The 26,317-nt window shown below is 40.6% G+C and carries 20 protein-coding genes; 5 read left to right on the forward strand and 15 right to left on the reverse strand.

The features are described from left to right. Positions 1-28: 28 nt before the first annotated feature. Genes BFP71_RS03575 through BFP71_RS03585 form a run of 3 tightly spaced genes read left to right on the forward strand, consistent with a single transcriptional unit; the run spans position 29 to position 4,065 of the window. On the forward strand, positions 29-1,651 hold the full coding sequence (locus BFP71_RS03575; protein WP_176723309.1) for a capsule assembly Wzi family protein: 1,623 nt from the start codon (positions 29-31) through the stop codon (positions 1,649-1,651). After that, complete coding sequence (locus tag BFP71_RS03580; protein ID WP_088124856.1) at positions 1,642-3,369, forward strand: capsule assembly Wzi family protein; 1,728 nt, start codon at positions 1,642-1,644, stop codon at positions 3,367-3,369. The genes BFP71_RS03575 and BFP71_RS03580 overlap by 10 nt, the downstream gene beginning before the upstream one ends. Positions 3,370-3,372: 3 nt before the next feature. After that, positions 3,373-4,065 carry a class I SAM-dependent methyltransferase gene (locus BFP71_RS03585; protein WP_069834066.1) on the forward strand — a complete coding sequence of 231 codons (693 nt, stop codon included), beginning with the start codon at positions 3,373-3,375 and terminating at the stop codon, positions 4,063-4,065. On the opposite strand, the gene BFP71_RS03590 is transcribed toward BFP71_RS03585, so the two are convergent. Beyond that, positions 4,038-5,126, reverse strand: a complete 1,089-nt coding sequence (locus tag BFP71_RS03590) for an acyltransferase family protein (protein ID WP_069834067.1) — start codon at positions 5,124-5,126, stop codon at positions 4,038-4,040. The genes BFP71_RS03585 and BFP71_RS03590 overlap by 28 nt on opposite strands. Continuing rightward, positions 5,123-6,244, reverse strand: coding sequence for a glycosyltransferase (locus BFP71_RS03595; protein WP_069834068.1), 1,122 nt, complete (start codon positions 6,242-6,244; stop codon positions 5,123-5,125). Before BFP71_RS03595 ends, BFP71_RS03590 begins: the two co-directional genes overlap by 4 nt. A gap of 78 nt (positions 6,245-6,322) precedes the next feature. On the opposite strand from BFP71_RS03595, the gene BFP71_RS03600 reads away from it, so the two are divergent. Next, positions 6,323-7,234, forward strand: coding sequence for a class I SAM-dependent methyltransferase (locus tag BFP71_RS03600; RefSeq protein WP_069834069.1), 912 nt, complete (start codon positions 6,323-6,325; stop codon positions 7,232-7,234). Here the strand turns inward: BFP71_RS03600 and BFP71_RS03605 are convergent. The 3 genes from BFP71_RS03605 to BFP71_RS03615 are packed head-to-tail and all read right to left on the reverse strand — an operon-like array spanning position 7,231 to position 10,966. Next, positions 7,231-8,373: a glycosyltransferase family 4 protein gene (locus tag BFP71_RS03605; protein ID WP_069834070.1), complete on the reverse strand. Its 1,143-nt coding sequence runs from the start codon at positions 8,371-8,373 to the stop codon at positions 7,231-7,233. The two genes, BFP71_RS03600 and BFP71_RS03605, sit on opposite strands and share 4 nt — an antisense overlap. Continuing rightward, positions 8,363-9,493 (reverse strand): glycosyltransferase family 4 protein, encoded by a 1,131-nt coding sequence (locus BFP71_RS03610; protein ID WP_069834071.1) that lies wholly within the window; start codon positions 9,491-9,493, stop codon positions 8,363-8,365. The genes BFP71_RS03605 and BFP71_RS03610 overlap by 11 nt, the downstream gene beginning before the upstream one ends. A gap of 48 nt (positions 9,494-9,541) precedes the next feature. Next, positions 9,542-10,966: an O-antigen ligase family protein gene (locus tag BFP71_RS03615; protein WP_088124857.1), complete on the reverse strand. Its 1,425-nt coding sequence runs from the start codon at positions 10,964-10,966 to the stop codon at positions 9,542-9,544. Between the two features lie 127 nt (positions 10,967-11,093). On the opposite strand from BFP71_RS03615, the gene BFP71_RS03620 reads away from it, so the two are divergent. Then, positions 11,094-11,822 carry a class I SAM-dependent methyltransferase gene (locus BFP71_RS03620; protein WP_069834072.1) on the forward strand — a complete coding sequence of 243 codons (729 nt, stop codon included), beginning with the start codon at positions 11,094-11,096 and terminating at the stop codon, positions 11,820-11,822. On the opposite strand, the gene BFP71_RS03625 is transcribed toward BFP71_RS03620, so the two are convergent. From BFP71_RS03625 to BFP71_RS03670, 10 genes are all read right to left on the reverse strand, one after another. Then, positions 11,819-12,721 (reverse strand): glycosyltransferase family 2 protein, encoded by a 903-nt coding sequence (locus BFP71_RS03625; protein WP_069834073.1) that lies wholly within the window; start codon positions 12,719-12,721, stop codon positions 11,819-11,821. The two genes, BFP71_RS03620 and BFP71_RS03625, sit on opposite strands and share 4 nt — an antisense overlap. Before the next feature lie 17 nt (positions 12,722-12,738). Next, positions 12,739-13,761 carry an NAD-dependent epimerase/dehydratase family protein gene (locus BFP71_RS03630; protein WP_069834074.1) on the reverse strand — a complete coding sequence of 341 codons (1,023 nt, stop codon included), beginning with the start codon at positions 13,759-13,761 and terminating at the stop codon, positions 12,739-12,741. A gap of 60 nt (positions 13,762-13,821) precedes the next feature. Next, positions 13,822-15,168: an oligosaccharide flippase family protein gene (locus BFP71_RS03635; RefSeq protein WP_069834075.1), complete on the reverse strand. Its 1,347-nt coding sequence runs from the start codon at positions 15,166-15,168 to the stop codon at positions 13,822-13,824. Between the two features lie 6 nt (positions 15,169-15,174). Further along, a complete protein-coding gene (locus BFP71_RS03640) occupies positions 15,175-16,248 on the reverse strand; it encodes a GumC domain-containing protein (RefSeq protein WP_069834076.1) in 1,074 nt (357 codons plus the stop codon). Further along, positions 16,248-18,686 carry an SLBB domain-containing protein gene (locus BFP71_RS03645; protein WP_176723310.1) on the reverse strand — a complete coding sequence of 813 codons (2,439 nt, stop codon included), beginning with the start codon at positions 18,684-18,686 and terminating at the stop codon, positions 16,248-16,250. The genes BFP71_RS03640 and BFP71_RS03645 overlap by 1 nt, the downstream gene beginning before the upstream one ends. A 243-nt stretch (positions 18,687-18,929) precedes the next feature. Further along, positions 18,930-20,000 carry a sugar transferase gene (locus BFP71_RS03650; RefSeq protein WP_069834078.1) on the reverse strand — a complete coding sequence of 357 codons (1,071 nt, stop codon included), beginning with the start codon at positions 19,998-20,000 and terminating at the stop codon, positions 18,930-18,932. A gap of 194 nt (positions 20,001-20,194) precedes the next feature. Then, on the reverse strand, positions 20,195-21,661 hold the full coding sequence (locus BFP71_RS03655; protein ID WP_069834079.1) for a capsule assembly Wzi family protein: 1,467 nt from the start codon (positions 21,659-21,661) through the stop codon (positions 20,195-20,197). A 68-nt stretch (positions 21,662-21,729) separates the two neighbouring features. Then, positions 21,730-23,751 (reverse strand): hypothetical protein, encoded by a 2,022-nt coding sequence (locus tag BFP71_RS03660; RefSeq protein WP_069834080.1) that lies wholly within the window; start codon positions 23,749-23,751, stop codon positions 21,730-21,732. A 34-nt stretch (positions 23,752-23,785) separates the two neighbouring features. Then, positions 23,786-25,210 (reverse strand): sugar transferase, encoded by a 1,425-nt coding sequence (locus BFP71_RS03665; protein ID WP_069834081.1) that lies wholly within the window; start codon positions 25,208-25,210, stop codon positions 23,786-23,788. Further along, complete coding sequence (locus tag BFP71_RS03670) at positions 25,207-26,316, reverse strand: hypothetical protein (protein ID WP_069834082.1); 1,110 nt, start codon at positions 26,314-26,316, stop codon at positions 25,207-25,209. Before BFP71_RS03670 ends, BFP71_RS03665 begins: the two co-directional genes overlap by 4 nt. Between the last annotated feature and the right edge of the window lies 1 nt (position 26,317).

The following is a 26,317-nucleotide window of genomic DNA, read 5'->3' on the forward strand; positions in this document are numbered from 1 at the left end:
CTGCTTGATCCTCACATCTTGGAACGCGATGAGCCAACACATAAGTGTTAATTCGGCCATTGTCGAAAACTTTGTAAGAAGAACTCTTATTTCTGACTCAACTGCTTTTCAATCTAATTCCTTGATGGCAAGACCTATTCTCCTACAATCTGTATTAGGTGAAAATAAGACTCAAATGAACGAACTGAGTGGCTTAGCCCGCCCTAGTTTAAATCTTGGAGGAATCATCAAACTTGGCATTCTAGCACCTGAAACTTACACTAAAACCACCAGTCATCGCCCTCACACATATAATCAAGGAAGCCTTATTTCAGCAAAAGGTCAACAGTCCATCTTCTCATTCGGGATTTACGGAAAATCCAAATACGTAGAACTACAGATAAAGCCAGAATTCCTCATAGCCCAAAACCCCAGTTTTGATGGCTTTGCCGATGACCATGCAGAAATTGTATGGCATAGACGGTTTTTATGGTGGAATAGGATTGATACTCCAGAGAGATTTGGCCAACCAAGCATATCTGAACTTTTGCCTGGTCAATCGTATCTAAAGTTCACTTACGATCATATGTCGTTAGCCTTTTCTACCGAAAACTTGTGGTGGGGGCCAGGCAGACGGAACAGTTTAATAATGAGCAACAATGCTCGGGGTTTTCCTCACTTAAGATTAATGACTTCCAAACCGATCGAAACGATTATTGGTGATTTTGAAGGGACCTTGATAATGGGTCGTCTTTCTTCATCTGGCTTTGACCCGCCTCAAGTATCAAGAACCTATTTAAACAACCTGAGCTTTATTCCAAAAAATGAAGATGACAGAGCCATTAGTGGTTTTACTATCAACTACAAACCTAAATGGTTGAAGGGCTTATGGCTAGGATACTCCCAAACCACCTATCGCTACTTGGAAAGGAGTCATGAGGGTAATCCATATCTAGCCATATTTCGGAACGTATTTTCAGGAGGAAACCAGATTGACTTTTTCAGTTTACCTCAAAACCACTCTTCCTTCTTCTTTCGATTGGCACTTCCCAAGGCCATGGGAGAAATCTATGCTGAATATGGCTTGAAAGATCAGTCTTGGAACCTCAGAAGGTTATTCTCTTCTATAGACAATCCTAATGCTGTGACCTTTGGATTTTCCAAGTACATTAAAACCAGATGGGAAAAATGGCCTCTCCTTGAAATTTCAGCTGAATTAACCTCTCTTCAACAATATCCTTTCAGTTCTATAGTTCAGGCAAATAGTTGGTATTTGGATGGAGAAGTGAGACAGGGTTATACGAATAGAGGAGAAGTGCTAGGAGCAGCCATCGGACCAGGAAGCAATTCACAATTCATTCAATTGTCAATTTTCAAGGGATTGAAATCACTAAGTCTGAATGTAGAACGAGTCGTTCACAACAACGACTACTTCTATTACACATTTGGTCCGTCTCAAGATAACAGAAGGTTTTGGGTTGATCTGAACCTTGGAATCAATCTAGACTTGCAGAAAGGACCAATTCTAATATCCTCTCAGTTTAATTGGATACGATCATTCAATTATCAGTGGCAGCTGACACAATTTGAAGGTCAACCTTATTACATCGGTGGCAAGGATGTAAACAATGCTCACTTGTCCCTTAAACTAACTTGGTTGCTATGCGATTAAGGACATCAATAGCAAGTCATCTTTACCTGAGCATTCTCATGCTTTTGTTTGGCTGCCTATCAGTCAATGCGCAGACCTTGCCCATTGGATTTCCAGTCTTAGAGGATTATGCCAGGCGAAGTCATATTCAGGGTGAGTTCGCCACCGCGTCATCGTTTGTCCATAGACCTAACTTGTATTTCAATGATAGTCTATTCCATGAATTTCAAGGAACTCTTGGCAAGTCAGGAGGAATTTTTAGCAAGAAAAGACAAAAGCTAGAGATCAGCCTTTTCCCATTACAGCTCAGGACAGAATTTAACAGCCACCACCCATATGGTAGAAACAATGGCCTTATGATAAGGTCAAAAGGACTACAGACATTAATATCTACCGGAGTTTTGCTTAAATGGAAATTCCTCAGAGTAGAATTAAGACCAGAATTTCTGTATGCCCAAAACTCTTCCTTCGAGACCTTAAGTCAGTCGTTGTCAGAAAATGCTTACAACTTTTACTACCAGTTTTACCACAACGTTACGGACCTCCCTGAAAGGTATGGTGAAGGCAACTATACTAAATTCTTTGCCGGTCAATCTGGTATTTTCGTTGATTGGAAAAAGGTAACATTCGGCCTCAGTTCAAACAATCAATGGAAAGGGCCGGGTATTAGAAATTCTCTTCTCCAAAGCAATAATGCGAGGGGTATTCCACAGTTGAGTATTTTTTCAAACAGACCTATTGACATTAAAATTGGCAAGCTAGAATTTCATTTACTAGGAGGTAGGTTAGATAATTCTGGAATAACTCCTCCCGTACATGCTATCACAGGTGTGAGACCTACCACCTATATTCCCAAGGCATCGGATTGGCGCTATATATCAGCATTGCATTTGACCTATCAACCAAAATGGATAAATGGGCTTTACCTTGGTTTTCAAAGGAATGTGACCATCAACAGTGGCACTATCAATGACTTCATTGATTATGTTCCCTTTATTGACAACTTTTTCAAAGTAAAGGATCCAGGTAGGATTAATGAAGAAGAGCGTGATGAAGTTGCTTCAGTCTACTTAAAGTGGAATTGGTTTAAAGCGAATACCGAGTTTTACTTCGAAATTGGTAAAAATGATCACTCGATTGATCTTAGAGACTTTTTTCTTTCGCCAAACCATTCTTGGGCTTATACCGCAGGACTTACCAAAATCTTTGATCTGCCCGACAATGAGTCTAAAATTGTTACGGAACTTGAAGTTTCAGATATCTCAAGGAGTGGTACAGGACAACTCCGCTCCGAGGCTTCCTGGTATGTACATAGCTTTGTCAGAGACGGATATACCCATTATGGAGAGGTTATCGGTGCGGGGATAGGACCGGGTTCCACATACCAGTACTTTAATATGGCTTGGACTCGGGGCCTTAAACAAGTTGGTTTGTTCTTCGAAAGAACTATCAATAACAGAGACTTTGCTATAATAACTTTTGAAGAGGACAATTTACCTTCTAGAAGGGCTCAAGGAATTTCTGAAAATACCAATAATCACAATTGGGTAGATTTAAGTTTAGGAACAAAGATCAATTGGCAAAAGGGTAAGCTCTTGATAAATGCAAACCTTCAATATGTCCGTTCATTTAATTATCAATGGCAAAACTCCATAATTGACCCCCTAAGGCCTTTTACCAGGAATTCAGCCATCAGAGGAAATCTATATGTTTTTTGGAACCTTGCTTACTTTCTCTGATCTATGGGTGTAAAGAACCTATTCGCAATTTCGGAAAATAAGAATTCACTTGGCAGTAAGTTCCGGCAGAAGAGATTTCGCTATTTTCTAAAGCTTCTTTCTTCGGTAGAGTCCGACCCGATTCGGATATTGGATGTTGGCGGTAAGGAGTCATTCTGGGTGCTCAACCAATTTCATCAGCGTAAGGATGTTCAGATAACCCTTTTGAATTTAGAGGCTTCAGACCTGAAATATGATAACTTTTCAAGTGTTCGTGGAGATGCCACAGACCTAAGTGAATATGCAGAGAACTCATTCGACCTGGTTTTTTCCAATTCTGTAATCGAGCACCTTCATAGCTTTGAAAACCAGATCAAGATGGCAAAAGAATGCCAAAGAGTGGGAATAAAACATTTCATTCAGACTCCTAATCGATATTTCTTCATGGAGCCACATTATTTACTTCCGTTCTTTCAGTTCTTGCCGAAAAAGTTGCAGTACTTCATTCTTACAAAGACTAAAGTTAGCCGTCTTAAAAAATGGAATGCGAGTTTTGCCAGACAATATATCGATGAAATCAGACTGATGTCAAAATCGGAGATGTCAAAGCTTTTCCCTGGATCGATTCTTTATAGGGAAAAGTTCCTTTGGATGTCCAAGTCATTTACTGCCCACAACCTGGAATCTCCTCAGTCCAAAGGCGAACCAGGCTCATGACGAAAGGCTTTCTTCAGTCCCAAGAATCTCTTTTCTACAAAGTGATATGACAAGGTGGCCACACCAAAAACTAACGTGCAACAAACTGCATAAAAAGCAAGTAGTCCAAAGAGGTTCAATTCTACGTTCAGTTTGGACAAGACCACCACGACTGCCGAAATAATAATCATATGGTACATATAAATACCATAAGATACTTTACCCAGATGATTGACATACTTGTTATTGATCTTAAAGAGAGGGTTTGTACTCAAAGTAGCCACCAGAAAACCAGACAACACCATCCTTACCATATGGCGTAGAAAGTAGTCATCTATTTCAAAGAGGCTGGTCGTAAAATTCAAAAGGAATAGTAAAAGCACAAGTAGCTGAAAGGCCTTATTGCCAAAAACTTGCTTAAGCTTGCCAGATTCGAGGAGAATGGCCAGCAAGCCACTAAAAAGAAAATAGAAGTAATACATATAGTAGAAGTCCATTTTGCTGAAATACCAGAAGCAGCTAATCACAACAACTAGTGAAAGCAACAAAGTAGGACGAATCCATCGGCTGGTGCCAAGAAACAGAATTAAGGGAATGAACAAATAGAACTGTTCTTCAATGCCAATGGACCAAAGCACATCAAGTATCGGACCTACCTCAGGAAATTCAGCCTTAAAGACATTTGGCAACATAAATAAGTAATGAAATATAAGGTCACCGAAGCTATAACTCCGTTCGATAGATATTTCTGGAATCAGCGATGGCATAATCCATTCGTAGGCCAGAATGCCAACAAGCAATACAATAAAGTAGAGAGGAAGAATTCTTAGAATCCTCCTCATATAAAAATTGCCAATGTTGATCTGCCCAAAGGTGGTTTTCTCTTTCCAAAGCAATCGGATTATCAGAAATCCACTAAGTGAAAAAAAGTAATTGACAGCCAGAGGGCCCTTAAAAAGAAAATCGAGGTTATAGGATGAAGCCAAACCAAATTTGGGCAGCAAGTCATTGATGTGATAAATCACTACTGACATGGCCAAAAAAAGCCTCAAAGCATCTAGGTTTGGAAGTTTATTGTTCAAGTCTTTCCCTTTGATTTCAACAAGTTTTCAAAGACCTCAATGTAGCGGTCAGTAATATGTTCCCAATCATAGCGTTGACCCAAGCCCTCTCTAGCCTTTGACTTCAGATCGGTTACTGTCTCAGGTTCAGCTTCCACTCTGTTGACCAGTTCGGTCACCGCTTGTTGTTGCTTCTCAAATAGGATCCCATAGCGACCATCTTGTAGTACTTCTTTGTTGAAAACCGTCCCCAGTGCCAGAATAGCACATCCCGATCCAAGTGCCTGTAAAATAGTAGGGTTGGTACCCCCATATTCGTGTCCATGAAAGTAGCAATAGGAATTCAGAAATAGTTCTGCCAATGTCTGGCGATCTTTGACAAAGCCTGTGAATACAAGACGCTCCTCCGTTTCAGACATCTTTTTGATTCTGGAAGCATACTCATCCTTGTAAGTTACATCTCCCACAATTACCAGTTTACGTTGAGAATGGGACTTAAGAAAACCTTCAATAATCAGATCACTATTATTATCTGGGATGAGCCGACCAACAATCACGTAATAGTCATCTTTTTTTAGACCCCATTGTTCAATCATCTCTGGCCGTTGAGAATACTCTGGTGTTGAACCATATGCGATCACTTCACTGTCGCGATTGAATAGTTCCAGATAAACCTCTCTCATCGCTTCTGCATCATTCACTAATTGATCGTAAAAACGAGTCGCCATCTTAGATGCCCAATAAAAGTATTTTGCTCCAAAGCCTTTCCACTTAGGCCTTTCCCATTCCAAACCATCCACATTGATCACTGTAGGTTTGCCAGCGACTTTGGGAAGAATTCCGAAAGGACCATTGGCCGAATTGACTACGAGTAGTAAATCGGATTTGCCTGCACTCGCATGAATAAAGGAGAAAAAAGAGTGTGTGATTTGGCTCAGGGATTTAGACTCAATAGCTGGCATATAAACCAGGTCAATTCCGTTTACCCGTCTTGGTTTCTCCTTGAACAAAGCGCTGTGGCAATAGATGGTGACATCTACTCCCCTTTTGACCAGTCTTTCTGCCAACTCTCTTACAAAAGTGTCAAAGCCACCGTAGACGATGGGGTATCCCTTCACTCCAATGATCGCTACTCTCATTTACTCATTCAATTAACGGAACAAACCTTGGCAATGAAATAGACTATTTGCCTCAGGCCATGCAAACATAGCAAATCATTGGCTTTATTTGCAGGAGAAGAAATTGCTAAAATGAAAATAGAGGATTTCCCTTTTCTGGATGAATATGCCAATCTCACGGGTTATGATAAACAGACCCTTTTAGACGCTTATTCTATAGAGTCTCACTATCACAAGCTCTTGTTGGAAGAGACCTCCGCAGTGAAAAGGAAGGGGCTTTATAATGAACTCTACAACCAGATTTTACCCCTCTATGCAAAAGGCAAAAAGGACAAGAAAAGTCATCTGGTAGATAAGGCGCATATGGTTGCCATGTTTAACAAAGAGATAAAGGTTGGCTCTGTCATAGACCTTGGCTGTGGAAACGGCTCGTTTTTAAAAAATATTCACCAGCGTTACCCCGAAAAGCGTCTGGTGGGAGTAGATGTTTACAGACCCGAGGCTCCCATTGAAGGGGTGGAGTTTATTGCGGGAGATGTAGTTAGCTTCAGAATGAAAGAAAACTTTGACACTGTTATTTCTGATAATGTCATAGAACACTTGGTACCTGAAGATTTTGAAGTTTATCTGAAATCCGTGAATGAACTGCTCAATGCAAAAGGTAAGCTGATTATCATTTTGCCCAACCGTCTTTTTGGCCCATCTGACATCACACGTATTATTGACTTCACTTACTCAGGTAAGGTAGAGGCCAATGGAGGCCATGTCAACGAATCGACTTATACAGATATTATCAGCGTATTGCGAAGACAAGGATTTGACAACATCAAGACGGTCTTACCTATACCAAAATTAAAGTATGGTTTACTGAAAAATGTAAGGGTATCACCCTCTCCTTTTGTGGCTATGGAAAACAGTAAATTCTGGTTATGGCTCTTCAGGAGGATCAAAGTAAAGGGCAAATGCCCAATTCGATTCACCGTTACCCTGGTGTGTGAAAAAACGAGTTAGTCCTCTAATACTTTCACCATCTCACTTTGATAGGCCTCTACGGTAAACATATCCAGCACACGCTGCCGTCCTGCCTGACCCATTTCCGTTCTCAACGCTTCATCTCTTAAAATCACAGCTATTTTGGCGGCTGCATCAGAAGCATTGTCCCAAGGTATGTGTTCCCCGGTAACCCCTGCTTCGATCATCTCTAAAGCACCACCATGTGCTGTACCACATACTGCTAAAGAGGAAGCCATTCCCTCAAGCACCGTATTAGGTAATGGGTCGGGTAAAATAGAAGGCAAAACAAAAAGGTCGAGGCCGGACAGAATTTTATTGATGTCTGTTCGATAGCCCAGATCATGTACATTGGTGGTCAAATCATTTTCAGAGACGAACTTATTGATCTCATCATAAATATATTCGTAACCTGGATAGGCGTCTCCCACCATTACGGCATGTAGTTGGGGAAATTCCTGCCTGAGAATATTGAAAATCTCAAGAAAATAGACATGTCCTTTCCAAAAGTTGACTCGGGCCACCATACCCAGAAGTAATACGTCCTCATCAAGGCCCAACTCACGCTTTAATGGGTAATTGATTCCATCATAGCCATCAGGGTTGAGACCATTATATATGAGCTTAATCTTTTCTTTACTGACTTGGTTGCCCCAATGGTCTCTTACTGGTCCGGAGACAACAATGACCAGACTGCTGAGTCTGTTGAGCAGGAAGCCAATAGCAGACTTAAACCATTTTGGAGAAAGCGTGATCTCCCGAACATGCCAGATATGTCTTACACCCAAATATTTTGCTACAAAACCCGCAATCAGAACCCCAATAGTATTGGAATAAACCACATCAATGGAGTTTTTCTTAATAAGCTTCTTTAGTTTCCAGAAGGCAGAGTACATTCGACTTCCTCTGTTGAAGAGCCCGCTAATGTTCATGTATTTCCTTCGTATGATACCCAATGACATAAACTCCACTTCGATACCATTTTCCACAAGATGATCGCTCAAAGGGCCAGGTTCGGAAATCACAACCATCACCCGGTGACCTGCAGCCTTCCAGCCCAGTACGCTACGTACAAAACTCTTACTAGCTCCATACAAATCGGAAGAACTATGAAGTGCCAGGATATTCTTAGGCTGCATTTTCTTTTATTAGTTTATCGATTCGGCTCATTAGCTTCTCTTTTGTGAACTGGCCAAGCCGTTTCTTCCCCTTTTCCACCAAGTTATGATTTAGAATATTGTCGCTCAAGACACGCTCCATTTTGCCAGCCAGGTCTTCTGCATTGAACGTAGAAAATGACACTACCGCATCATCGCCTATTTCCATCAGAGAACCACAGTCTGAAACGATTACTGGTACATCAGCCGACATGGCCTCCAGAATTGGGATACCGAAACCCTCATTGTATGATGGAAAAACATAGAGTTTGGACTCAGCATAGAGCCAGGCCAATTCCTCTTCATCAACGAAACCCGGCAGAACTATCTGTTCTGCTAGTCCAAGCTCGTCAACCAATTCCTCAACCTCAGTAAAGGCATCATTCTTTTTGCCAATTCCTCTTCCACCAGCTAACACCAATTTATATTCAGAGTAATTCGTGTGCTTCCTAAGAATATCAAACGCACGAACCAATATTGGCAGGTTTTTGCGCTGATCAAAATAACCCACATGTAATATGAATGCGGAGCCTTTGATCATTTGCGTAAGTCTGGATGGAGAGCCCGATGGCGAAATACTCAATGGTTTACTCAGCTGATACACCACTTCCAGAGGTTGATCCAGATACTCATCCATTGCCTTTTTTACATAATGACTCGTAGTAAGCCCTAATGACCTGCCTCTAAATCCCTTCTTAATCAGCCATTTCTGGTATTTGAGCCAAAGGTTGCTATAGTTCTCAGGGTGTTGCCAAAAGAATGGTGAATGAATCACTTGCATCTTAAGGCATGGGAGTTTCCACATGGGAGACACATAATCAGGGCAAATTAGTACGTCCGCTCTCCTCAGCAAAGTGATTATGGGCAGTACAAATTGCTTCCAGAACAGATAAAGCAATTGAAATAACCAACGTTTAAACCTATTTGGATTATGTCTGAAAAACTTAGTCCGATTTACCAGCTGAATAGACGGCACACTTTGATAGTGATTTTCACTTACTCCTTCATCGACTGCCGCCTTTACAAGTAAATCAGTGTAGGTCCTGATGCCGGTATCCGCATAAAGCTGAAAAAAAGTATCAATGATTACTTTTTGACTCATTGAACGAAGTTGTTAACTGGTTTTTCAGAAGACCAACGCAATACCAAGTCAGTTGGTAGCATACTTAAACTTTAAAGAAGAGTCATACTTTGCCGTTGAGTAGATCGCCACGGATGTCCCTGCAAACCACCAAATGAGATAAGAAATATTGCCATAGTTTTCAGTATTCGAAAACATCATTAAAAATAGCAGACCAAACTTAAATGAAGCCGTAATCAGGGGAATTAGTTTATCCTGACGGGTATCAGACATTCTATATGCTCTGAGACTAACTGAGATGGTGAGAAAAATCACAGACAAGTATACGATTAGACCTGGAATGCCTAACTGTACAGCAAAGATAATGTACTGATTTTCACCACCTACCTGAAGGTCTTCATCAACCCCCCCGACATTGCCACTAGTGGCCAAACCATAACCCAGAGGATTTTGCGTGGCAGTCTCGATACCTTCAATCCATTCAGCAATATGACCCAGGCTTGAACTGTCTGAAAAACTAATGGTATCAAACACATAGTAGCGAACATCCTCGGGCGCTAGAAAAACAACATACAACCAAAAAACTAAAAGGCTAAGTAAGCCTGTATAAATCAGCTTCCTGTAACCAAAAGTAAAAGCCAGAAACACTCCAGCCAGAAAAATCCCCCCAATGGCTGCCCTGGAATAGGCGAAAATCAAGCACATCACGGCAAGCAACATCAAGAGCAGATACTTGAGTTTATTCAGCCTATACTTGACGGATGTAAATAGCGCGAATGCCACAATCAAGGTAAGCAACATACTAGAGGCAAGTGCAAGAGGGCTATGAAAAAAGGCAGCGAACCGCTTGACTCCTCCTGCGGCCTCGAAGGTCCATTGCAAACCATAATTGCCAGTTGGTTCAATGTCCATTATGTCCTGATTGTAGGCACTATACCCAATGATCGACTGAAAATGAGTATTTGTCAACTTTTCAAAGCCTGTGACAATAAATGCGAGTACAAGGGTAGCCAGAATGGCATTAAAAATCTTTTTCTGAAAGTCATAAGAGAGCTTTATGTTTCTGCCCAAAAAATACATGATGCCCAGCAAAAGTAAGTTTTTGAAGTAAACGGCTTTGTTTACAAAACTAGAAGGGCCAATAGGCATCAGGGCGAAGACCAGGGCTAAGGCCAAAAAGACCATTATGGCATAATCGAGCGAATACATGCGCACACCATAATCAAGTGGCTTTCGCCTTCCGAAAACGAATACGGCCAATGCTCCAAGCGTCAGCACTTCCTTAGCATATTTAAAGAAGGCCACCAGCAAAGGAGTTCCCGAAAGTTGGTAGGCAAGACTTAAGATGGTAGTGTAGGCAGGAGCAAAAAGGCAAAAGAATAATAGTAGATACTCTGGTTTTCCCTGAACTACAATTTTGTTAAAACAATATAAGATTACACCCACACCATAAGTGAGAACCAGTATTTGTAGGACGAATAACGTGAGTACCACTGACCTTAGAAATTTCTATTATGTAAAATATCTCATCTTTTGATCAATTTACCTTACTATCAGCGTAGAAGGTTCAACGATTAGTCGCATCTTTGAAGTCATTTGCGAAATGTAAATTTAGCAATACATGAACATTAATATACCACCTGCCTGTTTCCCTTATATTCTCTACCAGAGAACTGCTTACATCAGAGGTCTTTCAATAGACCGTATGGCAAAAAAGACGCTGGAGAAAGCTGGCCTGATCAAAGCCGGCTCTACCTTTAAAAAATTGGTTCATCTGAACGCAAGATTGAGCCCTACCAGAATCGCCAAGCGTTACACTGATGACATCTTGCGTGATTTTAATTCAATTAAACCGCATCTACCTGCAACTGCCTCCAATATTCTTGATATAGGTTGTGGTATTGCGGGCATAGACTTATTCCTTTCTCAGACCTACCAACATGAAGTGAACCTCCATCTAATAGACAAAACAAGCATTCAAGAAGAAGTATTCTATGGATATGAGCCATCTGGTTCTTTCTACAACTCTATGGAATATTCGAGAGGGTTCCTGGAGCAGAATGGGGTACCAAAATCCAATATCCACCTGCAGGAAGCTACTGATGACAATGAGATATTATTCCCAGTATCATTTGACTTGGTCGTATCTCTAATTTCATGGGGCTATCATTATCCGGTCAGCACCTATCTTGATACTGTTTTCGACAAGCTGGCACCGGGGGGTAAACTCATCATCGATGTCAGAAAAGGATCGGAAGGCTTGGAATTGATCAAAGAGAAATTCGGAAATCAGGAAGTTGTGTACTCTGAAGGGCAATGTGAGAGGGTAGTCGCGATTAAGAGCCGTTAGTTTTTTATGCCTTCTCTCAGCCCTCTAAGGGTAGCCTGAAATTTCTTAGGTTTTCGGCTCACAAAGAAATAAACCAACCTAACAAAAACTTTATATGCTTGAAAAAGCCAGGCGGTCACCAAATAAATTCCTTTTTGGTGCTTTCTTATCATATAGATATGATTCCTTACAGTGACATAATGTGTAAAGGGCGATAGGGTTCCCTCTCCATAGTTCTTCCTGTTGTTATTGGACATTCCTACCTCATGATAGATCTGCGCACTGGGTTCATAGCCAAGGCTATAACCTGCTTTTGTAATCCTGAATGACCAATCCGTATCTTCATAGTAAATAAAAAACCGGTCGTCAAGACTACCAATCTGTTTGATAATACTGCTTTTTACTAAAAAGCAACAGCCGGTCACCCAAGGGGTGGCACCCGCCTCATCATACTGGCCCATATCTTTTTCCCCTTGTCCTCGGGTTCGTGTAATAGCCCAAACCTTATTAAAAATACCTCCGGCATTCCAAATTACGTCCCGTTCCTGATTATAGAGAATCTTCGGTTGTACTGCACCTAGTGAACTATCTTTTCCGAAAGCGGTAATTAATCTTGAAAGAAATGGAGGGGTGACGATCGTGTCATTGTTGAGTAGCATGGTGAAATCGAAATTCTCTTCCAAGGCATAGGTAATACCCCGATTATTACCACCAGTAAAGCCCAGATTCTCCTGATTACGGAGAAATACCACTTCTTCAAATTCAGATTCCAGAATTTTGTCTGAATCATCTGTCGACCCGTTATCTACTACAATTACTTTATAAGCAGGATAATCTAGTCCTCTTAGTGAAGCCAAACATGGTCTTGTAACATCGACACTGTTCCAATTGACGATGATAATGGCTACAGATGGGTCCATGGTAGTGAATTCCAGATTTAGGCGGGATTAGGCTTCTTTAAATTGCCTGTTTTCCAGAAGTCATAAATACCTTGATCCAGCTCGTATTGATCCCACACAAATTTTTCTCTATATGACTGGCGCTTTGCCCATTCCCACATAATACTAAGTCCTGTTCTAAGGTCGGTTTTATCCTCGAAAGCCAGAATGTCCACTGATTTTTGCCATGTAGGGTGTGCGTTCTTCACCTCATGTCTTTGTTCTCTAAATGCCACTTCTCCCTCACCTATGACCTCGCGAAGAATTTCGTTGGCCTGCAATATTGAATGTTCAACACCTGACCCTAAGTTAATGATCTCCTTGGATGCTCTGGGTTCCACTGCGGCTGCCCACAGAGGTTTTAGACAATCATCTATAAAGCTAAAAGCACGTTTCTGTGACCCATCACCAAATACACTCATCGGCTGACCACATATATACTGAAACATCCAGATTCCCAGCACATTACGATACGAATCCCAGATATTCTGTTTAATACCATATACGTTGTGTGGGCGAATGATACACCAGTCAAGCCCATGCTGTTCACCCGCCACCTGAATATCCATTTCACAGGCATATTTTGCTATACCGTAAGGATCAATGGGGCTGGGGCGATCAGATTCATCAAAAGGCGGAGTCCCTTTTCCATACACTGCCATAGAACTCGTGAATACAAGTCTCTTCACATCATGGCGAATACACTCATTAATAATGTTGGCCGTGGCGATGAGGTTGTTTTGATAGTTAAAGGTTCTGATGAACGGTGATAGTCCTTCTGCAGCATATGCGGCAAAATGAAACACATATTCCGGTTTGTGCTGTTCGAAAATTGAATTCAGGGTCTTGTCTTTACAATCCAATTCATAAAAGACCACCTGATCAGGAACATTTTCTCTATACCCTCCACTTAAATCATCGATTCCAACGATCTCATACTCCAGATGGTGCTCAATGAGCCAGTCTGCAAGTCTACTCCCAAGAAGGCCGGCTACACCCGTAATAATGATATTCTTTTTCATTTCCTCAGATTGATCACAAATATCTCATCCTATTTAGATTCCACAAGGAGGAGAAACACTTTATTCTGTATTTCGACCACTTCCATATGCTTTATCTCCAAAAACACTCCTTGCAATTTTAAAAAGTGAATTATAAAATGATTTGGTCTCTGTATTCAGCATTCGGAAAGTCATGATTCCCTGAGTCGTGAATATGAATAATTCCGAAAAAAGCAAGGCGTAGGCCATACCTTCAACTCCTCTCAAGTAAGCCCCAAAAAAGCCCACTACCATCATAACAGTACTGCATATCCAGGTACTGTCAAAAAGCAATTTCTTCGAACCGGCACTCAACATGATCGTCATGTTTCCAACGTTCAAAGCAGCCAAAAAAGGGATGAATGCCAACTTTTCTAAAACTTTTCCCGCATTGGTATTGGTACCGGCAGAAAGAAAGTAAACTACCTGATCTGACAAAAAATATAAGGATAAACTCGTCAAGAGGGTAAAAAGCAAAGTCAATAGATAAGCCCCACCAACCATTCTATTAAAAGAAATACGGTCATCCTGATAAAATACACTGGCTTTCGCAAGAATAGATTGAGTCACTAAAACCGGAATCATCCGGAGAACAATCGGCACTTTTTGGGCAAGACTATAGACACCAAGGGCAGCATCTGAAACAAGGTTGCTTAAGATGATTATCGCACTGTGTACTGAAAAATGACCGGCAACAGAAGATAGAAAGAGATATGTATTGGAAGAAATTGTTGAAAAAACTGTATGAATTGATTGCAATCTGAAGGTCAGTCGAAAGTCTTTAACAATCTTCCAAACCAACAATAAGTTGACAACCATGGCCGTCAACCCAAAGAGAAAATTGACTTTAGAAGAATCTTCTAAACCTTTTACAAATAGGAATACCAAAAGAAGATATATCAAGCGACTGGCCAAATTGCCAATGGAGAGCATACGCATTCGTTCCGCTCCCATCAGAAACCAAAGGGGGTTAATGACTTCTGCAAGAATAATCGTAATCGAGAAAAGTAATATTAATCTGTAATTGGGAAAAAAGCCAAGCCCTAAAGAAAGGAAGAATAAAAGGGATACAGTGATAAGGGCAATGAGACTCTTGCTAAAAATTATTTGTGCAAAAATATTGGACAGTGGCTGCCCCTTTGATAACAGAATGGCGATTTCTCGAGGGCCGCTGAGATGGAAGCCAAAACCGATCAGTACATTCAATAACATCATGATAGACAAGGCCAAATTGATCATTCCATATTGCTGCTCACCTACAGCACTGAAAATTATTGGAGTGGCCAATAGACCAATACCAATGTTAATGGCCTGTATAAAGGAAAGAGAAGTAAAGTTTCGAAAAGGACTCTTCTTAATCCATAAAAAAGGAGAGGAATTACTCGGCATAAAATCTCATTCCTTGAGAGCCGTCATTATTATCTGCTTAATAGACAAATAAAGAATCATCAAAAGACCACCAAAAAACAATCCTCCTAACAAGGTTCTGAACGTTGTCCATTTGTTGTTATCCAGAGGCAGGATTGGCGAGTCAATAATTTGGACTAGAGGCTGATTGTTTCTGTGTGTAATCTTGGCAATTTCTAAGTTTTTTATAATTTCTGTGTATGAGGCTGTGGTAATTTGAATATCCACTTGTGTCTTCTGAAGTGGCACCTGTTCACTTAATCTCAGTGGATTTAAGTTGGGGTTCTCTTCGGAAAGTCTTGCAAAATCAAGTATCAGCTTGTCGAGAAGTAGTTTAAGACTGTCTGCCTGTGATTGAAGAATGCGCAGATTTTCACCCGAATTTGAGGTAGTTGTCTTTGCATAAAACTCGTTGACATTATGTACTAGAGCCTCATTAAATGCTTTTGCAAAGAGCTCATCATGATCGACCACATTCACCACCAAAATGCTCATTTTTCGATCGGGCTTATCCACAGACAAACCACCCTCATTCAGCTCCTTGATTACCTCCTTAATCAAACTATCATGAGCAATTGTAAATTGCTCTCTTGGCAAATGGAAATCGATACTTGTCAATTCCTCTACTTTATTCCAACGCTTTCTAAGTCCCTTATTTTCGGCATACCGATCTATCAGTAGTGTCGATTTCCCATTAAACTCTGCCTCGGTCAGCAAAGTCTCTGACAACATTCGATAGGAAGTATACAACTTTATAATATTGTCTATTTGAAAGGCAGCCCCTGAACCTGTACTATTCAAATTAATACCGGCCAAATTTGCCAATGACGAAAACTGTCCTAGTCCGTCAGAAGCACCTGTTTCCAAAACAAAGCTCGTTGAAGCCGAATATTTAAGCTTTTTGAGCTGATTATATCCAAATAATAATGCCGCCAAAAACACCGCGGCCATGACAATCCACCATTTCTTCCTCAATATCATTGATAGCCACATTGAGATATTCTCAATGGCCTGCTGGGGAGAAACTTTGTTCTCATCTATATATTGATCTTTCTTTTCCATTAATTTCCTGAGGAGGAGAAATCTATTTGACTGACTAATAAAGCCAGTGTGGCCAAACCGCTAGTAATACCAATGATCTCTCCAGGAGTCACTGGAATCTTCGGAGGCTTTGCTGGAACTATAATTTCTGATCCGGCTGTCACTTTTGGATAATTTCTGAAGAACAAGAATCCCTTGGTTCGAGCAACACTTCCATTAGGATAAATCACATAGGTCCCTCGTCTTTTAGCCCTGTTGTCAAACCCTCCTGCCTTATCAATGAAGTGTCTCAAGGATCTTTCCTTTTCGAAAAGAACTGTTGTCGGATAAAGTACTCTACCTCTGAGCCTGACCGTTTCTGCTTCTTTTGGAATTACCAATACATCACCCTCCTGAAGAATCAGGTCATGCTTTGACCCTGGGTTAGCCAAAATTTTCTCGAGATCAATCCCTATTGCCTCAGATTCTTTCAGCTCTACTTCGCCATAGAGAGTATTCCTTTTTACTATTTCCTTTAACCTTTCGCGTTTAGCAAATGAAGAAAGGTTTTGATTCTCTTCGGCAGAGTTACTCAATTTTTCGAGTTCTCCGTTAATACGCTCAAGTTGTGCCAACTGAGATTCCGTCAGCGATTCTGGGTTTTCGTCAAACCTCTCTAGAAGCATTTGCAGGTCATTAATCTGAAGTTCAATGTCCGAGGACTCAGAATAAAACTCTGTTTTTCGCAACAAGCTGGCGCCCTCCACAAATGCAAACTGATTAACCCCTCCAGACCTCTCCAAGAGACTCGATATTCTCTCATTTTGGTCTTTGATTGCATAATCCCCTGGGAACTCCACCTGTCCTTCAACAACCACAAATCGTTGGGTGAAGAAGTTTGGGTTTTTTCTGACCAATACATGATCATAAGGCATTAAAACAAATGAGGAGTCAGATAACTTCAGGTCATTTTGAATGTCTCGGACAAGCACTTCAGAAATAGCTCCACTTTCTGAATCTCCCAATCTTCGCGTTATCTCTATGCGAGAAGAAGAGGCCGAAGATTTTAATCCACCAGCCAGGGCAATCAAATCTTCTATGGTCATATTATCCGAAAACCCAAAAATTCCTCCGTTGTTCACCTCTCCGGATACTTCGACATATTGCTCTTCACCCAGATCGTGTATGGAGAATATCTGAAGCACATCCTCTCTTTCCAAGGTAATATCACTGGTCTTACCTTCAATCAATTGACCTAGATCAAAAGAAATGTTCTCCGTACTCAGGTCTGGTTTAGTTCTTACAATCAAGGCGCGCTGAAAGACGGCATCCCCTTTCAAACCAGCAGCCTTATCAATAAGTTGAGTAACTGTCAAACCATCTTCAATGGCATAGTCACCAGGTCTGAAAACTGCGCCTTTTACTTGAACCCTATTCCTAAACCTGTCTAAAACCCTCGGTATATTGTAAATGTCACCTGGTTTGGGCTCAAATAAAGGAAACTGCTGTGCGAAAATGTCTGAAACAAACTTCTCTCCTTCTAGATTGCGTGTCAGCGATATTTGCTTCGTCAAAGCGAATTCAGAGAACCCTCCCCCAAATCTTATTAGGTCTTCTAGATTTTCCCCCTCCTTCAATTCAAATCTCCCTGCTCGTTTGACTTCACCTGCCAAACTCACCCTATTTGTATAAACACCTACGATCACTACATCACCATCTTTCAGCCAACCCTCATCAGAGAGCATGCCATCGACAAGGTATGGGTATAGATCTATAGTGGATGTTAGTTTTCCTCCTCTGACAATCTTTATCTCTCTTAGTGTTCCATTCTCTCTTACACCACCCGATAGGTATAAGGCATTCAATACTGTAGAGAAAGCACTCAAATTATAGGTGCCGGGTACCTCAACTTCACCTGCTATGCTTACCGATATTGATCGGGCTGAGCCAAGACTTACACCCAAACTACTTTTTGGGTTTGAGCCCACCAACTCCTTATAGAATCCTGATAGTTTTTGTTTGAGCACCCTTTTTGCCTCTTCAATCCTTAAACCGGAGACATGAATAGGGCCAATATTCTCTAAAAGCACTATCCCATCAGGGCTAATTTCGGCTTGATAGTACTGCTCTGAAGAACCATAAATATCAATAAAAAGCTCGTCTCCGGGACCTAGAATATAATTGGCAGGCGTTGGTAAATTCTGAGAGGAACCAAAGCTTAAAAAAGGGCTTTTGTTTCCAAAAAAGTCAAGTCCAAAAACATCGGAAATAACCCTGCTCTTTGAGTTGAGCGAGTCAAAATAAGCTCCTCTTAGGCGAGAGTCAGAAATAATATCAGATGATGCCTCTGAAATTCTTGAGGTCTTGACATTGTCAATTCTCTGCCTAAACTGATCTATCTCTGAACTTGACCATCCTTGCTGTCGCGCCAATTCCAAAAGATCAGACTCCGAATAGCCTAAGGCAGTCGCTTGTCTCATTAATGACTGAATTCGCTGATCAGAGAGTTTCTCCAATTTGACCCCAGTAAAATCAAGTAATGTTTGACTTTGGAGATTGTCACTGAAACCTACCAGAAAGAGCTGCAGAAAAACAAATACCAGAAAACGACTCACCATTTATAATGTAAATTTTTGAATAAGACGCAAGATAAAAGAAAAGACCAACAAAATGGGTAGCCGCCTTTTCACGAAATTGATGAGACTTTAAAGCGCTAGATCAGTTTATTGACTTCGAGCTCCTTTGAAAAGAATATTTTTTACTGCCAAAAAGAAGTATCTGATATCCGTACCAAGAGGGTTCTTTCTATAAGCTTCTAAATACTTCATTTCTGATGCGACAATCTCATCAAAAGTCTTTGGCATGTCACAATAAAATGGTGGAACTAATCCCGGCTTTGTCTTTAACCGTGCCTCTACTGCTGTTTCTGGATAAAGACTCAAGTAGTGTGGACTTAAAGGTCTTACCCCCACTAACTTTAAATCACCATTTAATAAGTTCCAAATCATTGGCAACTCATCAATCCAGTACTTTCGAAAAATCTTACCCGCCTTGGAGACCCTAGGGTCTCTTTTAAGCTTACCACCCTCGGCCAAACTATAGTTTTGATATATGTATTCCTGGATAAACTCCGAATAAGCATACATTGAACGAAGCTTTCTTACTTTGATTTTCTTTCCTCCTTTACCAACTCTATTAAGTCTTATGAATAAACCATAAGTGGGCTCCATAGAATATGTAGGTTCACTCACCTTCTCCAATACCATATAAGTCAGGCCGTTAGCTTTTCTTTTCTTTACTAACTCGAAACCACAAGAATACAACCTGCCTAACACTTCAATTTCATGTAAGACCCTACTTCTGCTTCCCTTAATAAAAAAGTAAAACCTTCTCGTTGGTTCGAGTTTCGGGAACACCCTATGAAATACGAAGTCCATGAAGTACAGCATCCAATTCAATCCAAAAGGGTACTTCTTGAGAATCCTTCGCTTTCTTTGAAGTGCCATTTCAGCAACGATAAAGAAACGCCCCCCAGTTTTCAGCGATGTATTAACACATTCAAAGAACTTATTAATATAACCTAGATCATTCGTAGGCTTAAGGTTAACAATAGCATCACATTTTCTATTGTTTAAAGTATTTCTAATGTTGAAGGTTGAAGAGGTTTCAAATGCATAGTAGTCTTTTGAGCCCTCAGTCAGGATATAATCATTGACGAGTTCAAAGGCACACTTTGGCAAAGACTCTAATAAAAGATCGTACTTTACATCTCCATAAATGTTGTCTACAGACATAGTTTTGTGTTTGATGTTTGACACAAATATGAAAAAAAATTATACCACACTAAAATTCAAAGACTTATAAGGTTCATTCTATGAACAAGTTTTGACCATTGACATAATCAATAATACTGTCCAATTCCATTTGAATTTCGGGCAAATCTCATCACTTATTGATTAGAAAAATAACTTTCTGTAGGATCATTTTATCACAATAGTCCGCTTAAAAGTCCACTATACGAAGCGGAAAGGGTCAAATTGAAAAAATTCTCGTTGTTATTATCCTGATTAAGATAGTTGCTTATCGACTCATACCCTACCTGCAGGTCAAAAGAAAGATTAACTTTTGGAAGATATCTGGCTCTAAATCTAAGCTCTTTAAGTTTTTGTGCGATGCCAATAGGAAATTCTGACTTCTCTCCTGTAAATGCTACTCCGAGGTCCTGGTCTCTGCGTTGATTTAAAAATAGGTCAAACGATAAATAGAGTTTATCTAAACCGAAATAGTCAAAATTCACCGTCAACCCCTCAAAGCCGTTGACAGGAAATCCTAAGCTACTTCCATTGAAAGTATAGTTACCATAAGTATAAAAGGAGTTATACGTCCAATTACTCAAGATCTCATAGCCGATTTTGAATTGAGATTTAGGAACCAAATCGGTAAATATGACTCTGGATAAAAACCCAACTCTATCCGGAAACTGTTCGCGCAGTGCCTTTGTAAAATCCATATCATCGATAAGAAACTGAGCAAAAAATGCGGTTCTCTTTGTCTTGTAATACAGTTCTATTGATCCAAAAGCGTTGGCGTTTCCTTCTTCCAAACCCCTACGGTCGCTGGCCTTAGAAAGAAAAAAGATATTCATAGGATTGAAGAAGGCCGGTACCACTTGTTGTCTCTCTCCGCCATATAAGATAGTCTCTGTAAGGGCAATTTTAAACCTGTTAGACAGGGATAAATCCAGCCTATGAAAACTATAAAATCTTCTATTCCAGTCCGAAACAGGGGATTCTTCTCTAGAATCAAAGCCAAATACATCATCTAGTCTGGCTGCTGAGAAACTGTATTTGAAATGTTTATTGAACCAGCTAAAACTAAAGTGATCGTAAGAGAAAGGATTATCTGAGCGAATGAGGCTGGAGGTATTGATCAAACCATAATTCCTATCAAGTCGACCGTAAAAAACCCTTAAATGATCGCTGTCGTACCTGAGATAACTGGTGGATGTGCGTCCGAAATTTTCATTAAGCAGCTTTCCTACAGACCCAAAAAGTAGTGTATCATTAAGGTATTCCGTGTTGGCAGTATAGGCACTGTAGGCCAGAATGTTTTTGTAACTATAGCTCACAGAGGGAGTAGCGCTGAACTCGCCACTGGCTTTATCACGAATGTTCTGAAACTTGGGTGAAGCATCGAGCCCTAGTATTAGCTTGCCTTTTGTGGTCTCTTCCGGCAAGTATCTCTTAAGATCTTTGAGAAGCAAACCTGCCATATACTCTTCTTTTAAAAGGCTATCCTTACTTATGGCATCATAGAGTACCTTGGCCGTAAAAGGCTGATTTAAATGATGAGTGATTTGAATTCTCTCCATGTGTATCAGATACTCTATGTATTCATCAAAAGCACCATTGAGATAGTACGGACTATCGTCCTGAGCCCTAAGCTCTGTGCCCATCAAACAGAAAATCAGACTACAAAAGAGTAGTCGTTTCAGGGTCGCAACATTGAAGCTCAGATAATCTGTCAAAACATCCTAGGGATTTGATTAATCGTCTTGATCGTAGATTCGTAGTCCAGACCTACTATATCCAGGTACCACTTTATCGAATTATATCGTGGCCTGTTTTCTTCATAAATCTTTTCGAGGGCCTCTTCTCTGGTAATCATACCTTCTCTAATTTGATTACTTCTGAAAGTATCATTCTCACTAAATCCGGCTACTAGTGTGTAGATATAATTGTAAAAACTAGCGGTTCCGTCTCCAATTCTCCAGGTAGAATCAGTATCTACAGCCTTCTCCCAATCATAGTTGTTAATAATGGTATCCTCGATGTGCTTTTCATCCCACTGAGCGTAATCAAACAAGTGATAGTAGTCTGCCTTAGGTGTAATATACCTCGAGGCAAAAGAACCTAATGAATCAAGTATGGACTGATTGAAATATCCTGGGCTCTTTAACATATTGGCTCCTACAAAACCAAATAGCTTCATCTGATTCTGTATTGAAATCGAGTAAATTCTCTTTTTGTCAAACTCAGGCCTGAGTCCAGCAAAACCCGTCTTAAAATTGGTATTCTCCAGATGATTAACTCCCCAGATCTCAAGATCTATACCCAGTTGCTTCTTGATCTTATGAGCATAGTAAAAGAAGAACTTATCGCCAGCCATAAACAGTGGAATCATACCAAGAGCCGGCTTTTTCAACCAGGCCACAATATTCTTTCTGATATTCTCTCGCTTCCAGTGCATGTCTGCAGCAACAATGATATTCTCCACACCCAGCTTACCGCATATTCTGGCTACGTTTCTGCGGGCAAGGTCTGTCACCATTCCCCAGTCATAGGTATAAGTGATAGGGTTTAGCCCCAATTCTTCTTTGACCACATGCAGTACGTAAGTACTATCTCTACCTCCACTGAATGGTAAAAGAACGTCAGATTTACCATCAGTTCTTCTGTAAGGCTCTACCAAAGTCATCAGCTCGGATAGGGGCCTCGGTTGGTTCTTATTTTCGTAATTATTGCAATAATTACAAACTCCGTCATGATCGTAAAGGATGTATGGAAATGTTTCAGGCAACAGGCACTTAGTACACCGCTTAAGCCCTTTTATCTTATCACTCGGATAAATAAGTAGCCCCTTTTGTGCCTCAGCCTCAGGGTTGAGGTGAATCAGGTTCAGGTCCATCACTGTTGATATTTGCTCCTTATTGGAAGCAACCGTGGCAATATTAATCTCCCGTTTTTCCTGAGTCTTTGGCGTTTTTTCCTTTGGAGTGGATGCAAAATCAAATTCTGTAATACCAAACGTATCCAATGCCACACTCATTCCTGTATTGGCTGGTATTTGCTTTTTCTCGAGTGTAGAGATTACCGACAGATCAGCTTTTTTCTCAAATTCATTAAGAATGTAAATTTCTGAAGCGAAAAAGACGATGTCCTTGTTATTTGTAATGACATAAAGTGATCCATTGTTTGTTGCCAAAACGAAACGATCGTAATCTTCGAAGACCAAAGCAGTGGCTACAGTACCAAACACTTCATCTCCCACCGCCTTTACAATACCTTCTTCTAATGAACCTTCCGCAGCAAACTTTCTGACCAATGCCAGCATTACCTCCGTATCGATCTCGTTTTCTCTGGTGAGATCAGTATGCTTCTCCCATAGCTGGTCCACATTAGTAACAATACCGTTGTGAACCCCAACAACACCATCTTTTGCCACTGGTTGATTGTTATTGTCATTCAGCTGTGTACCGTTGGTCACAAGTCGGGAATGCCCATAAACATATTTACAAGCACTCGTCTTAGAGCCGAGGGCATTTTGAATCAGTTGAGAGGCCTCCGGTCTTTTCAGGAGCTCATTGATCCTCACCGGCCCTTTCAGTACATCTATTTTGTGATTTTGCTGATTGAAAGCGCAAAGACCCGAAGAGTCTTTACCTCTTCTTTGCGAAAGCTTAGCCAGCGATTTCACTGATTTAATTAGGAAATCACTGCTGTAGGTAGCCTTTTCACTTACAATTACCCCAAAAATTCCACACATGACTTATTTATTTTATCAAGAGTTTAGCGTTATGTTATTTGCTTCTGACCCCTCCAATAATCTGAAAAAAGGTCTCAAAGAAAAAGGTCACGTCAGCCTTTAAACCGTTCTTTCTATATTTTTTTAAGTAGTCGCCTTCAATGTTCACAATCTCATCAAAGCTCGCTGTATTTTCATCAAATATTGGAGAAACAAAACCTGGTTTTACCGTGTAGTAAATATCCTTATACCATTGTGGGTACAAGCTGAAATAATGAAAACTCATTGCTCTGATGCCCACAATCTTAATATCACCCCGAAGCCAGTTCACCATCTGGGGAAGTTCGTCTAACCAGAATTTACGGATATACTTGCCATACTGGGTGATTCTGAAATCATCTTTAAACTTTCCCGAGTTATCCAGAGAATTCATTTCGTAAACCTTTTCCTGTAGAAACTCACTATAAGGATACATAGACCTGAACTTGAAAATCTTAATGGTTTTGCCATGAAAACCCACCCGGTTGAGCTGTATAATGGGATAGAAAGATGGTTTCACTCCCGTCATAGGCTCAAACTGCTTTCTGGCTACTATCAGGAATCTACCATCGCCAAGGTCTAGTTCTTCCTCCATGTCAAAACCAGTATAGAGTATTCTGCCCCAAGTTTCAGTCCTTGAGATGGCTCTCCAGCGACCTGCCGAAGCATACAACAACACCTGACTCAAATAGGGTACTTTCGGCAGCGCCCGAAACCAAAACAGATAGAATATGTATAGTAACTTTGATAGCAGTCCAGGTTTGATGGATAGAATCTTCTGCTCCCTGATATCTTCAGGGGTATAGCTGATTAAGGCCACGCCTCCAGCTGGTAGCCGCTCATGCAGTTCTTTAAGCTTGGCATTTATATTCAGATAATGTTTCACAGGTTTAGGGAGCACCTTCACCTCTGACCCATTTTCAGGTAACTTGACTACCCGACCCGAAAGGGACTTTTTTATATCTTTTTTTCCTATAGACAGGTCTTTCACGACATCTGTCAGGTTGATCTGCTGAGTCAGTTGAAACTCCAATTTGACCCTTGCCCTTTTTACTGGCTTAATGGCTTCTTTGAGTTCTGTTTTCTTCACCAGTTTTACTGCAATGAGTAGTACAGTTGTGCTTCCACTCAGAAGGCCTATGATTTCGAGGTAAGGAAAATATACCTTATTTGCCAAAAACCAGAATTCTATTAACATAAAAAGACCTCCCCAGATCACGGCATGTCTGATAATCACTCCAATATCCAAGATAGCATCAGGTTCTGCTACTTTTCTATAAGGTTGAGTCAGCCATGTCGAGAGAAGAAAGAGGGCTTCAAAAATGAGAATATCAGACCAATGGCTTTCCCATTCTGAAAGAGTCGGCCACAGTGCATAAAAGATCAATAGTTGCACCAGTACATAAACCAGCAGTAAAATCCTCGAAGTTTTGTCGGTCATTGCTTAAACTGCTTTAATACCTTAACTGAGTCATCAAAATACTCTTTTATGCAATTCGGGTAGTTTTCTATAAGCCAGATAATAAAGGCTGAAACATCATCTTTCTCACTCAAAAGATGCTCTCTTCGCTTTTGAAACTCTGAAGAAAGATCTTCCATACTCAATAACTCATCGAGTTTTGCTTTGATACCATCAAAGTCATCCGGACTAAAGCCCTGAAGGAGTTTATATCTGCCTGAGAGTTCCTCATATTGTTTAAAATCATTGAACCAATCATCACACTCTAAGGCTGGTACTCCGAGCACTGCCGCCTCTGCACACATGGTAGTACTGTCTGAAATAAAAACCTTGGCATACGCAAAAATGTGTGCGACATCCATTTTGTCAAAATCGAGCAAATACTTCTTCATATCAGGTGCTACTTCCCGCTCTGAATTCAACACCACTCTACCATGTGGTTCTAAAACCTTCACAATCTTTCTCAGCAAATCGTCACCGATCCCCCTTTTACCCACATCGTGGGTTGATGTGGCCGAAACAGTTCTGATGAAAAAGTAATCTTCTCCTGTAGACTTAAGTTCATCAGGAACTTTAGTGTAATCAGGAGTAAATCGGTTGGGGTGTAGATGGGCCAGAGATTTGTAGCCGTCATAACCCAATTTCTTGCTGTTGTACTTGCCCATATCGCACACATTCGGAGCGAATACATATTTAGCTGAAGCTACCAGAATAACAGACTCAGGAACACCCTTTAAATCATCATCTGTAACAAAAAATGAGGGTATTCCTTTCATTCTCCCCACAAAGGTAACAAGGTCATCACTTACGAAGAGGTTATACTTCTTACCCCAGGTAAACCAGAAAAGCTTCCAAATGGTCAATAGCATATACACACCGGCACTGATCCAAATGTGCACGCCTTTCATTTTTCTTCCATTAGGAAAAATCTTAGTGTACTCCCAACCTTCTTTCTGTACAAGTTCTTCCAGTATATCTCTCCCTGTGATCAGAATATCCACCTGATGACCTTCGGCCTTCAAATGGTTAACCGTGGCTTTGAAAAGGTGAAATTTCGCTGGGTGAACGAAGTAAAAAAGGACTCTCATA

It is taken from the genome of Roseivirga misakiensis, from assembly GCF_001747105.1.
GTDB lineage: Bacteria > Bacteroidota > Bacteroidia > Cytophagales > Cyclobacteriaceae > Roseivirga > Roseivirga misakiensis.